The following is an 11,616-nucleotide window of genomic DNA, read 5'->3' as shown; positions in this document are numbered from 1 at the left end:
TTCCCGCACCGCAGCAACCGCAGAAAGCCCGATAAAAAAGGCGCTCACGCTCTTTTCCGGCGCCCTTATTCTGCGCCCGCGAACGGGTGTTTTTCCACGGAATCGTATTGAAGCGGACCTTGGCTGCGTCGCAGAAGACTGGAAAACCAGGGCTCGAAGCTGACTAACGGTTCATTGGAACAATGAAGAAGAAAGGCGCGCCATTTCTGGCGCGTCTTTTCGTTTCTCATCTCGGGACGGTTACTTGTCCTTGCCGTCGCCGGAGTCGAGCGGGTCCATCATCGGATCGTCGGGATGCATATCCATCTCGTCGTCCTCGTCGTCATAGTAGCCGTCAGCCCGCAGCTGCGCTTCGCGCTTCTTCTCGACCCGGCGCACCAGGAAGATCGAGATCTCGTAGAGGCCGTAAACCACCACGAACAGGATGGCCTGAGTAATCACATCCGGCGGCGTGACCAGCGCGGCCAGCACCAGGATCGCCACGACCGCGTATTTGCGGACCGAGCCGAGCCCCTCGGCGCTCACCAGCCCCGCCTTGCCCATCAGGGTCAGCAGCACCGGCAGCTGGAAGCACATGCCAAAGGCGATGATGAACTTGATGGTGAGGTTCAGGTACTCCTGCGCCGAGCCCTGGAACACCACGCTCAAGCCCTGGCTCACCTCTTCGCCGACTACCGCCTCGCCGTCCGTGCCAAACTGCTGGAAGCCCAGGAAGAAGTCATAAGCCAGCGGCGTCACAACGTAAAAGGCAAAGCTCGCGCCCAGAAGGAACATGAAGGGCGAGGCGACCAGGAAGGGCAGGAACGCCCCCTTCTCGTTCTTGTAGAGCCCCGGCGCCACAAAGCGCCACATCTGCATGCCGATATAGGGAAAGGCCAGGATGAAGCCGCCCAGGAGCGAGATCTTGATCGCCACGAAGAAGCCTTCCTGCGGCGAGATGAAGATCAGGTCGCAGTTCTGGCCGCGCTCGGCCAGGACCTGGCACAGGGGCGCGGTGAGGAAGTTGAACACCGGCGTCGCCACGGTAAAGCAGATCACCATGCCGGCCACGAAGGCCACCACGGAATGGATGAGCCGCGTACGCAGCTCGGCCAGATGCTCGATCAGCGGCGCGGCGGTGTCGTCGATCTCATCCGGGGTGCTCATGTCTTGGCCTCATCGCCGGGTTTGGCGCCTGGTTCTGTTGAGGGCGCCCCGGCGGCGCCGGCTTCCGCCTCTTGCGCCTCGCTTTCGCCGGCCTGCCGCTCGCTGGCCGCCTTTGCGGTGGCGGCGCGGATCTTCTCTGCCTCGGCGGCACGTTCTGCCGCCAGCTTGCCGGTCTCGCTGCCGGGGTCGAACTTGGTGGGGTCGATCGACTTGGCCATGTCCTGGGCTGCCTGTTTCACCCCGTCCATCGCCGTGCCAACCGGGTTGGACGCGGCCTTCAGACCCTTCGCCATCTCGCTCACCCCGGCTTCATCCGCGGCATCATGCATAGCGCGGCTGAACTCACGCGCCATGCCGCGGGCCTTGCCCACGAACCGCCCGACATTGCGGAACAGCACCGGCAGGTCCTTGGGGCCGACGACGATCAGCGCAACGATGCCGATCACCAGCAGCTCGGTCCACCCGAGATCGAACATGGGGGATTACACCTTGTCTTTTTCGGTTTCCGGGGTCACGTCGCGGGCCTCTTCGGCGCTGTCGTCCTCCAGCTCCTTGCTGCCTTCGCTGATGCCTTTCTTGAACGAGGTGATGCCCTTGCCGACCTCGCCCATCAGCGAGGAAATCTTGCCGCGGCCGAACAGGACCAGAACCACAACGGCGATGAGCAGCAGGCCGGGCAGGCCGATGTTGTTGAGCATGACAGTGTCTCCTTCATTGGTCCGGCGCGGGTTGGCGGCGCCGGCAGTGCCATTTGCAAACGGTGTAGCGCGGGCGCCCCCGGTTGCGGAAGCGGCTTGGGTGCCGTGAACGGGCCGCAAACGGGATTTTCCGCCTTTTCCAGCGCGACCGCGCAGGCAACTGACAGGTATATGTCAGTTGAGGGGCGGTAAATCCAGCCCATCACAGGAAACAAGGAGAAACGTGATGAGCAAACATGTGGCCGAAATCGTGACCTTCAAACTGGCAGACGGCGTGAGCGCCGCGGAATTCACCTCCCTGATGCAGCGCACCGAGACCTTCGTGCGCGCCCAGGACGGCTTCCTTCACCGCCAGCTCAGCCAAGGCGCGGATGGCTGCTGGACCGACTACGTGGTCTGGAAGGACCGGGCCACCGCCGAACGGGTGGCGCAGGCGTTCATGCAGCAGGACTTCACACCCGAGGTGATGGCCGCGATTGCGCCGGACAGCGCCAGGATGCGCCATGAAGAGGTGCTCTGGGACATGGTTTCCTAAACCTCATGGGCAGCGCCCGTCCGCGGATGGACGCTGCCCGCCCGAGGCCGGCCGGGACCCTTGACCTCCCCTCTGCCCCGGGCGAAGGCTAAGCGATGCGCCGCACCGACCGCCTCTTCGAAATCATCCAGATCATGCGCGACGGCAAACTGCACCGGGCGCAGGACATTGCCGAGCGGCTCGAAGTCTCGACCCGCACCATCTACCGCGACATGGACACGCTGGTGGCCTCCGGCGTGCCGGTGGAGGGCGAGCGCGGCGTCGGCTACATGGTGCGCGAGCAGATCAGCCTGCCGCCCCTGACCCTGACGCCCGAGGAGCTGGAGGCGCTGAACCTCGGCATGGCGATCGTCGCCGAGGCCGCCGACCCGGACCTCAAGGCCGCGGCCCGGTCGCTGGCGGCCAAGGTGGACGCGGTATTGCCGGAGCAGACCATCGCCGAGGCGGATGCCTGGAAGTTCGCGGTCTTCCCCTTTGCCGATGCGGCGCGCGGCTTTGCCCAGATGCCTGCTCTGCGCGCCGCCATCAAGGCCCGCCAGAAGCTGCACCTCCGCTACCGCCGCATCGACGGCACCCTGACCGAGCGAAATATCAGGCCCCTTCACATGGAATACTGGGGCCGGGTCTGGACGCTCACCGCCTGGTGCGAGGCCCGCGAGGCCTTCCGCGTCTTCCGCGTCGACCTGATCGAGGAGGCCACCGCTCTGCCCGAGCTGTTCGTGGATGAGCCCGGCAAACGCCTGCAGGACTACGACCCTTACGGAAGCTGACCCCCCCTTTCCTCTTGCCGGAAATATCCCGGGGGAGCCGCCAGGGGCGGCGGGGGCAGAGCCCCCAACTGCAGAGGGGTTTTCTCGAACGAGGGCCGTGCCGTATTTTGCTGCGAGGCACGCGGAACGCCGCGCATCGCCCGGGCGTTGTTCTCCTGACAGCCCGAGGAGCCTGCGCCCATGTCCGACACCCCGCTTCCACCCGCCCTGCACAGCGCCCCCGCGCTGGTCAGCATCCTTGCCGGCTATGCCGTCCTCGGCTGCCTCTTGCTGGCCGGTGCCGTGGTTATTGCGGATGTCGTGGTGCCGGACCACGACTGGGTCTCTGACACGATCAGCGACCTCGGCGCGGGGCGCTATGAGTTCATCGCCGATGCCGGGCTCTACGCTTTCTCTACCGCGCTGGTCTGCATCGCCATCCTCGCCGCCCATGTGCACCTTGGCGGTCGGGGCTGGAGTTTCGGGATCGTCGCTTTCGCCCTCATGGGGCTGATTGTCTTCCTCGTCGGCGCGCGCAACGAATATGGCGACAGCGACAACGAGGGCGTGGTGATCCACATCTACCTGGTCTATGCGCTGGGGGTGCTGATGGCGCTTGCGCCCTGGGCGATGGCGCAGTCTGCGGGGCAGATGGGCCGGGGCTATACCCGGTTGCTCAGGGCCATCGCGGTGCTCTGGGTCCTGACCGCGCCGGTGTTCTTCTTCCTGCCAACCGGAATCGACGGCCTCTACGAGCGCGGACTGGGCCTGCTGGCAATCATCGCCGTCTGCACGCTGGCGCATCTGTTCCTGCGCTACGGCCGCGCGCTGCGCTAGCCCGCCGCCCGGTTGCCAGCTTGAACCACGAAGGGAATAGCAAAGATGTTCACCGACGCCGAACTGCTCGACACGCTCCTGAGGGGCGCCGTGCTTTCCACCGCCGCGGCGGCCTGGGTGCTGATGCTGGTGCGCGTGCTGGGCCTGCGCACCTTTTCCAAGATGACCGCCTTCGATTTCGTGGTGACCATCGCCGCGGGCTCTTTGCTGGCCGGGGCCAGCCAGGCAGAAAGCTGGACAAGCTTTGCCCAGGCAGTGATTGCCATGGCCGCGTTGATGGGGGCGCAGTACACGGCCGAAAGGCTGAAGCTGCGGTTTGACCGGGTGGAGGCCGCTGTGCAGAACCAGCCGAGGCTCTTGATGCGCGACGGGGCTTTCATCCGCGAAGCGATGCGGGAGACCCGGGTCAGCGAAACCGATCTGCGCGGCCAGCTGCGCGAAGCCGGCGTTCTGCGCTTGTCCGATGTGCGGGCCGTGGTGCTGGAGACCACTGGCGACATTTCCGTGCTTCAGGGTGATGAGCTGGAGCTGACCCTGCTCACCGGGGTGGAACGCCGGAGCTGAGGCCAAGCGGCCGGCCCATCCGGCCTCCCCGGCCGGGGGCCTGGGCCTGGAGCATTCAGGCCGGAAAGACGAAGCAGCGGTTGCGGCGCACGGTGAGCCACATCACCCGGCCGTTCTCGGGCAGGAATACGTTCGGCACCGTGGCCTTCAGCATCGAGCCGTCGAAATCCATGCGGAACTCCACCAGGCTTTCACTGCCGAGAAAGCGCGCCCGCTCCACCACCGCCCGCGCCGCCACGCCGTCGCTGGCGGTGGGCAGCGGGCCCTGGCCCGCGCGGTCGAAGTCGATGCGTAAGTGCTGCGGGCGGAACACGATCTCCACATCGGTGCCATCCGGCACGCCGGGCGCGAGGAACTCGCCGAAGGCGGTCTCGGCCAGCGCGCCCGTCACCTCGGCGCGCAGCACGTTCACGTCGCTGAAAAACGCCACCGCGGCCTTGTCGACCGGGTGGGTGTAGACGTTGTAGGGTGCGCCCTGCTGCACAATCCGCCCGCCCCGCATCAGCGCGATTTCATCGGCCATGCGCATCGCTTCCTCGGGCTCGTGGGTGACCAGCAGCACTGCCGCATCCTCTTCCTTCAGAAGGCTCAGCGTCTCGTCGCGGATACCGTCGCGCAGCCGGTTGTCGAGGCCGGAGAACGGCTCGTCCATCAGCATGATGCGGGGCTTGGGAGCAATCGCGCGCGCCAGCGCCACCCGCTGCTGCTCGCCGCCCGACAGCTCATGCGGGTAGCCGTCGATATGGCGCTTGAGCGAGACCCGTTCGAGCAGCTCCTCCACCCGGGCGCGCTTTTCGTCCTTGCTGCCCTTCAGCCCGAAGCCGACGTTGTCCGCGACGCTTAAGTGAGGGAACAGCGCGAAGTCCTGGAACATCAGCCCGATGCTGCGGCGCTCCGGCGGCACCCGGAACACGGTGTCGCAGATCAGCTTGCCGTCGACGAAGATCTCGCCCGAATCCTGCATCTCCACGCCCGCGATCATCCTGAGCGTGGTGGACTTGCCGCAGCCCGACGGGCCCAAGAGGCAGGTCACCTGCCCGGCTTCGATCTTGAGGGAGACATCGTCCACCACCGCCTGCCCGTCGAAGACGCGCATCAGGTTGCGGATCTCCAGCCGCGGCGCGGGCTTGGTGGCAAGGGGCTGGGACAGGGCTTGGTTCATGGGGCCTCGGGCGGAATCCGATCAAAACGCTCGGTCACCGGCCGGGATAGCAACCCCGCCCGCCCCCTGCAAGCGCTCAGCAGCAGCCCTGGCCCGCGGCCTGCCCCTCGATCCCGTTGAAGGGCGAGGCGCCGCCGCAGCCTGCAAAGATGCCGTAGTGGGTGTCAAAGCTGCCGATGAACTCGAAATGCGGCGCCAGCCGGGTGTTCTGCAGCATCATCCAGGTGTTGCCGCAGACCGGGAACACCTTGCCGGTTTCGATCACGTGGTGATCGTCCAGCGCAAAGGCGTGCGGCGCGTGCGGGATGGTGCCCTTGTAGATCACCGCCTGGCCGTAATCCTCGCAGTCGGGCTCAAGCGCTGCCAGCTTGAACAGCCGGTAAGTGGCGGAGAGGAACTTGAGCGGCGCAACGCGGCGTTCCAGCGCGGGGTTCTCGATCGTCAGGGGCCGCGCGGTCACCATGCGCGGGTCGTTGAAGCCGGCCTCGCGCGCGATGCTCAGGAAATCGTTCCAGTAGAGCGCACCGGACAGGCATTCGCCATACAGCACCTCGTCCTCCGCCATCGCCTGCGGCACCCGGCGGCCGGCGTAGACGTCGGAGAAATACATCTCCCCGCCCTCCTTCAGCAGATGATGCGCCCCGCGCAGCACCGCGCCCTTGTCGGTGGCGAGGTTGATCACGCAGTTGGAGACGATGACGTCGAAGGAGCCCGGCTCCAGGTCCAGCTCCTCCAGCCGCTCGATATAACCGTGGTGGAATTCCACGTTGGATTGCGCATGGCCGAAGGCCTCGGCGTGGAAGTCCTGGTGGCGGCGCGCGACTTCCAGCTGCGCGGGCGTCATGTCAACGCCCACGACCTTGCCGCTCTCCCCCGCCAGCGCCGACAGCGCATAGACATCGCGCCCCGCGCCGCAGCCGAGGTCGAGGATCTTTGCACCTTCCAGCGCCTCCGGCGCGATCAGGCCGCAGCCGTAGTAGCGGGTCAGCACCTCGTCGTGGATTTTCGAAAGCACCGCCTTCACGTGGTCCGGCATGTCATCGGGCGTGCAGCAGGCGTTGGTCTGCAAATCCGCGCTGCCCTGCAGCACTTCGCCGTAATAGGTCTGCACGTTTTCATGGGTCATGGCGCGGCCTTTCCTGATGGTTCAGAAGGCTGGATAGCGGCGCGCTGGCGGGGCGGCAATTGGGGCGGCGGGTTTGCTGACGCAAGTGTGATGGGGCGTGGGGCTGGGCATATCGGCTCCATAACCTTCCCCGGCAATGGAGAGATTCGCGGTCCCAACTAAACTTCCGCCCGGCGGGCACCGCCGGGCAGCCCCCGGCCGCCCCCCCCCCCGGTCGGGGGCTTCACCCCCACCCGCGGCCGGGTACTGCCCTCAGCTATTTTACCGCGCCGGTATCATCCTTCCGGCAGCAGCTCGAACTCCGCCTCTGCCCGCAGCCGGCCGTTCACCATCAGCCCGATCCGATGCGGTCCCGGCACCAGCTTGAAGGTCGTCGCATTGCCCTTCAGCTTGTGGCGCTTGGCGAGCTCCAGCCCCCCGCCCGCGATCCGCGCCTGCTTCAGCTTGAACACCTTCGCAGATATCTTCCCCCCGGGCCGCCGGAAGTGCAGCACGTAGTCCACCAGCACCGGCGCCCCCTCGGGACCATCCAGATGGCAGGCGATTTCCAGCGCCGCACCGATCCGCGCCTCCGGCGGCACGTCCAACCGCGCGTCAAGCTGCAGCTCCGGGTCATAGCCCAGCATCGCCATCGCTCGCGGATGGCCCGCCTTCACCAGCCCGCGCAAGCTGTGGGCGGTCATCCAGTCCAGCTCCTTGCGGTCCTGCGCCCCCGCCTCGCGCCAGCCGGCAAGCCGGTCCATCGCCAGATCCGGGTCCTTCTTGGCGATATCGTTCAGGTGGTTGGCCACCGAGCGCGTGACATAGCGGGTGGAATCCCCGTGCAGCCGGTCCAGCAGCGGCAGCGGCTCGGCCAGCTGCAGTCCAACCGCCTGCCCCCACGGGAGCCGCGGCCTTGTGCCCTCGCTTACCAGCCGCCGCACGTGGTAGCTTTCGTGCCCGGCCCAGCCGCTCATCCGCTCCAGCACCAGCCCGGGGTGACGGTTCAGGAGCGGACGCACCGCCCATTCCATCGAGAACCGCTGCGTCAGCTCTTCCATGAGGTCGAGCGTCAGTTCCGGATGCGCCTCCGCCCCGGCCGCGGCCGCATATTCGCCCAAGGGCGCAAAGATGAAATCGCCGAAGTCGTCGTCGCTCCTGCCAGGATCCAGCGGCGGCGGCAGGGCGCGCAGGATCACCGGCGCGGCCTCCGGCAGGTCCTGCGGCAGATACCCGGCCAGCACTTGCGCAATCCAGGCAATGCGCTGCTTCAGCTCCAGCGCCGGCAGCTCCGCCATCACCTGCGCCTCAAAGGCCTCCGCCTTAAACCCCGGCTCCGCGGCAGCAAAAAGGCCCGCCAGGTAGCGGACCTTTTCACGATTGAAGAGCTGGTCCTTCAGGGAAAATCCGCTCGCCATCCGGACCGCCCCTTCTTACATCACTGAAGCAACGGCGCCGCCATCGAGCAGGATATTCTGCCCGACGATGAAGCCTGCGTGCTGCGAACAGAGGAAGGCGCAGGTGGCGCCGAATTCCTCCGCGGTGCCGTAGCGGCCCGCGGGGATGGTGGCGCTGCGCTGCGCCTTGGCCTCGTCCATCGAGATCCCCTGCTGGTCCGCCACGCCCTTGTCGAGCGCAACCGCGCGGTCGGTGGCATGGATGCCGGGCAGAAGGTTGTTGATGGTGACCCCCTTGCCCGCCACCTGACGCGAGGTGCCCGCGACATACCCGGTAAGCCCTGCGCGTGCCGAATTCGACAGCCCCAGCACCGGGATCGGCGCCTTCACCGACATCGAGGTGATGTTGACCACCCGGCCCCAGCCGCGCTCCATCATGCCCGGCACCAGCGCCTTGATCAGCGCCACCGGCGCCAGCATGTTGGCGTCCAGCGCCTGGATGAAATCGTCGCGCTCCCAGTCAGTCCACATGCCCGGCGGCGGGCCGCCCGCGTTGGTCACCAGGATGTCCACACCCTGCGCGGCCTCCAGCACCTTCTTCTGGCCCGCTTCGGTGGAAACATCCGCCGCCACGGTGACCACGTCGACGCCATGCGCGTCGCGGATTGCCTGGGCCGAGGCCTCCAGCGCCTCGGCGCCGCGCGCGTTCATCACCAGATTCACCCCGGCCGCCGCCAGCGCTTCGGCGCAGCCCAGCCCCAGGCCCTTGCTGCTGGCGCACACCAGCGCCCGCTTGCCCGCGATTCCCAGATCCATCAGCGTCCTCCCTTGCGTGTTTCGTTCCGGCGCAGACCTTGCACCGGCACTCGCCGGTTGACCAGCCCGGTTTTGACCCATCGCCAGCCCCGGGGCCGGCCTGCCGCAAGAGCGCCGGAAAATCTGCCCCGGCGTGACCCCTTTCGGCCACATTCCCCCGCCACTATGTCTGGACGCGGCCCGTCCCGGGGGCCAATAACGCAGACAGGTGCACCAGCCCGATGGGACAGACCTTGACCGCCAGCCTTGCCTCCGTCCAGGCCTACCCGGCCGCGCGCTTCTGTGCCGAATACGGCGCCAATGCGGGCGATGCGCCCGGCGTGCTGGAGGATCTGGTGCCCGGCGACATCTACGCGCTCGACGGCAGTGCCCCGCCCGCACGGCTTGCAATCGACGCCCGCCACGACGGCAGCTTCCGCATCGCGCCCGGCAGCGCCCTTGGCACCCCTGGCGCTGCGCTGCACCTCGACGCGCTGCTCACCCTTCAGCCCGACGACGGCGCCGGCTGCGGGATGCTGCTCCTGGTCGAGGCCGACGCCGAAGGCCTGATCGCGGAGAGCTACCTGATGCCGCTCGCCCCCCTGCGCCCCGACACGCTTTATACGCTGATCGAAGCCGCCCGCGCGCCCGCCCGCCGTGCGCTGGCGCAATCCGCCTCGGCCGCCTTCACCCGCGGCACCCGCATCACGCTCGCCACCGGCGAACAGCGCCCGATCGAAGCCTTGCGCCCCGGCGACCGCATCCTCACCCGCGACGACGGCGTCCAGCCCCTGCGCTGGAGCGGCCAGTCTACCTTACGCGCCACCGGCTCCCTCGCCCCGATCCTGATCCGCAAGGGCGCGCTCAACAACGACCGCGACCTGATCGTGAGCCCGGCGCACCGGCTGATGGTCTACCAGCGCCGCGACCTCCTCGGCACCGGCGCGCCCGAGATCCTGATCCGCGCCCGCGACCTGGTGAACGGACATGCTGTGGTGACGCTGGACGGAGGCTTCGTGGATTACGTCCAGATCCTGTTCGACCGCCACCACATCGTCTACGCCGAGGGCATCGCCGCCGAGAGCACCTTCCTCGACCCGATCACCACTCCGGCCCTGCCCGAGGAGTTCCTGAGCACCCACCCAGGCCCCCTGCCCGCGGCGCCGGCGAGCGGCGCCCACGGGCTGGACGTGGGCCGGCCGCTGTTGCAGCGGCAGGATGCGGTGGAGCTGTTGAAAAGGGCGTCGTTGCGGTAGCGGCCAGTTTCTGCGCGTGAGAACGCGCTGTCGGCCCGAAGCCAACCTGCAGCCAGGTGCCGGATCGCAGGAACAGCTCTTTCGGACCGGGCGGAACCCGGACCATCGATGCGGGCGCGCGCCACGAAACCAGGATCTCCTGAGCAGACAATCGAAGCCGCACTTCACCGTTGCCTTTACCCATGCCTGAGCTAACTGCGGTTAGTCGATTTCAATAAAGTTGGGCAATTAGTGGAACACGTTTCGATTGACCTTTGGGCTGCCAACCTTGAACCAGCGGTACCGGACCTGAATACGTGGCTTAACCAGTTGGAGGCGCGGGTCGCCCAGACTGCAGCGCGTGGTGCAAGTATGCTGGTGCTTCCCGAATTCGCCTGTGCCCAATGGCTGAGCTTTGCACCTGCAGATCTTCCCAAGGATAATATCCTGGGGTGGCTGTTTGAGTGCGGACAGCTCGCGTTGGATGCCGTTGCAGCAATGTCCGCGCGGTATGGTGTCTCGATTCTCCCCGGCACGATCCCGTTTGCCGCTGCACCGATAGACGGCGTTCCGGTTTATCTGAACCGCGCTTGGTTGCTCACCCCTGACGGTAGGCGCCACTGTCAAGATAAGCTCAGCCTGACCCCGCTTGAGGCACAGGGTGCCGGCGGCACCGCGGTCCATGGCGACACTATCAGCGTGATCGAATGGAACGGTCTGCGAATTGCCATGATCATTTGTCTGGACAGCGAATTTACAGCCCTGTGGTCACGCCTTGGAAAGCTTGATCTTGATCTGATTATCATACCCGCCAAGACCGACATGATTACCGGCTACAACAGAGTGTTCAGTTGCGCGCGCGCGCGCGCCATCGAACTTCAGACGGCCGTATGTGTTCTGGGGGCTGTCGGTGTGCCTTTCGGACAACCGCTGACAGATACGGGCGTCGGCGGTGCAAGTGTATTTCTGCCTTGCGACACAGGGGTCGCCCTGGATGGCATCCACGCGTCCCTCGCGCCGCAAACCGCTGCGATGATGACGGATCACGTTCTGATCGCTGCTGATATTCCGGTGGGCGCGTGCCGCCGGCTGCGCAACGGTCATGCCGAAGCGGAGGTTTGCCCGGCACTTTGGGATGCGGATCATCTGATCATCGATGATCCTGCTGCAGCTTAGTTGTGTCCGCATGGGGGCAGGTGGATGCGGAAAATCCAGATCCTGGTGCCGTCCGCACAGGTATCCAACCAGCACATTTCCGCACCATTGACGAATGACATGGTGTGTTTGCGGCGGCCGCTCTCCCAGGGCGAACGAGGCCCGATAAGATCGGCCTCAGCAAAACCAGCCGTGAAGGAGAACGACCATGTTGCATTATGTTGGTCTGGACGTGTCC

At 66.3% G+C, this 11,616-nt stretch carries 14 protein-coding genes; 6 read left to right on the top strand and 8 right to left on the bottom strand.

The genetic code is table 11. From position 1 onward, the window contains the following. Positions 1-240 precede the first annotated feature (240 nt). Genes tatC through ACOHX0_RS21245 form a run of 3 tightly spaced genes read right to left on the bottom strand, consistent with a single transcriptional unit; the run spans position 241 to position 1,844 of the window. Complete coding sequence (gene tatC / locus ACOHX0_RS21255; protein WP_420679245.1) at positions 241-1,146, bottom strand: twin-arginine translocase subunit TatC; 906 nt, start codon at positions 1,144-1,146, stop codon at positions 241-243. Then, positions 1,143-1,622, bottom strand: a complete 480-nt coding sequence (gene tatB, locus ACOHX0_RS21250; RefSeq protein ID WP_420679244.1) for a Sec-independent protein translocase protein TatB — start codon at positions 1,620-1,622, stop codon at positions 1,143-1,145. Before tatB ends, tatC begins: the two co-directional genes overlap by 4 nt. Positions 1,623-1,628: 6 nt before the next feature. Then, the gene (locus ACOHX0_RS21245; protein ID WP_420679242.1) at positions 1,629-1,844 is read right to left on the bottom strand and encodes a twin-arginine translocase TatA/TatE family subunit; all 216 of its coding nucleotides are present in this window, start codon (positions 1,842-1,844) and stop codon (positions 1,629-1,631) included. A gap of 226 nt (positions 1,845-2,070) precedes the next feature. Between ACOHX0_RS21245 and ACOHX0_RS21240 the strand changes: the two genes are divergently transcribed. From ACOHX0_RS21240 to ACOHX0_RS21225, 4 genes are all read left to right on the top strand, one after another. Next, the gene (locus ACOHX0_RS21240) at positions 2,071-2,379 is read left to right on the top strand and encodes a hypothetical protein (protein WP_420679240.1); all 309 of its coding nucleotides are present in this window, start codon (positions 2,071-2,073) and stop codon (positions 2,377-2,379) included. Positions 2,380-2,474: 95 nt separating this feature from the next. Then, a complete protein-coding gene (locus ACOHX0_RS21235; RefSeq protein ID WP_420679239.1) occupies positions 2,475-3,149 on the top strand; it encodes a helix-turn-helix transcriptional regulator in 675 nt (224 codons plus the stop codon). A 180-nt stretch (positions 3,150-3,329) separates the two neighbouring features. Continuing rightward, positions 3,330-3,965, top strand: a complete 636-nt coding sequence (locus ACOHX0_RS21230) for a DUF998 domain-containing protein (protein ID WP_420679238.1) — start codon at positions 3,330-3,332, stop codon at positions 3,963-3,965. A gap of 45 nt (positions 3,966-4,010) precedes the next feature. Then, complete coding sequence (locus ACOHX0_RS21225) at positions 4,011-4,529, top strand: DUF421 domain-containing protein (protein ID WP_420679237.1); 519 nt, start codon at positions 4,011-4,013, stop codon at positions 4,527-4,529. A 55-nt stretch (positions 4,530-4,584) separates the two neighbouring features. On the opposite strand, the gene ACOHX0_RS21220 is transcribed toward ACOHX0_RS21225, so the two are convergent. From ACOHX0_RS21220 to ACOHX0_RS21205, 4 genes are all read right to left on the bottom strand, one after another. Continuing rightward, entirely contained in the window at positions 4,585-5,691 is a 1,107-nt protein-coding gene (locus tag ACOHX0_RS21220) for an ABC transporter ATP-binding protein (RefSeq protein ID WP_420679236.1), read from the bottom strand. 76 nt (positions 5,692-5,767) lie between these two features. Beyond that, positions 5,768-6,817: a methyltransferase domain-containing protein gene (locus ACOHX0_RS21215; RefSeq protein ID WP_420679235.1), complete on the bottom strand. Its 1,050-nt coding sequence runs from the start codon at positions 6,815-6,817 to the stop codon at positions 5,768-5,770. Positions 6,818-7,092: 275 nt separating this feature from the next. Then, positions 7,093-8,214, bottom strand: coding sequence for a hypothetical protein (locus ACOHX0_RS21210; protein ID WP_420679234.1), 1,122 nt, complete (start codon positions 8,212-8,214; stop codon positions 7,093-7,095). Between the two features lie 15 nt (positions 8,215-8,229). Next, the gene (locus ACOHX0_RS21205) at positions 8,230-9,009 is read right to left on the bottom strand and encodes an SDR family oxidoreductase (protein WP_420679233.1); all 780 of its coding nucleotides are present in this window, start codon (positions 9,007-9,009) and stop codon (positions 8,230-8,232) included. A 221-nt stretch (positions 9,010-9,230) separates the two neighbouring features. Between ACOHX0_RS21205 and ACOHX0_RS21200 the strand changes: the two genes are divergently transcribed. Together ACOHX0_RS21200 and ACOHX0_RS21195 are read left to right on the top strand one after the other, a co-directional pair. Further along, positions 9,231-10,244 (top strand): Hint domain-containing protein, encoded by a 1,014-nt coding sequence (locus ACOHX0_RS21200; protein ID WP_420679232.1) that lies wholly within the window; start codon positions 9,231-9,233, stop codon positions 10,242-10,244. A gap of 231 nt (positions 10,245-10,475) precedes the next feature. After that, positions 10,476-11,399, top strand: a complete 924-nt coding sequence (locus ACOHX0_RS21195) for a nitrilase-related carbon-nitrogen hydrolase (RefSeq protein ID WP_420679231.1) — start codon at positions 10,476-10,478, stop codon at positions 11,397-11,399. Here the strand turns inward: ACOHX0_RS21195 and ACOHX0_RS21190 are convergent. Then, positions 11,396-11,616, bottom strand: a 221-nt coding sequence (locus tag ACOHX0_RS21190) for a hypothetical protein (RefSeq protein WP_420679230.1), incomplete at its 5' end; no start/stop codon positions are given. The genes ACOHX0_RS21195 and ACOHX0_RS21190 overlap by 4 nt on opposite strands.

Source organism: Cribrihabitans pelagius (assembly GCF_048820915.1).
GTDB classification, from domain to species: Bacteria; Pseudomonadota; Alphaproteobacteria; order Rhodobacterales; family Rhodobacteraceae; genus Cribrihabitans_A; species Cribrihabitans_A pelagius.
This window is presented reverse-complemented; position numbering and strand designations above follow the sequence as displayed.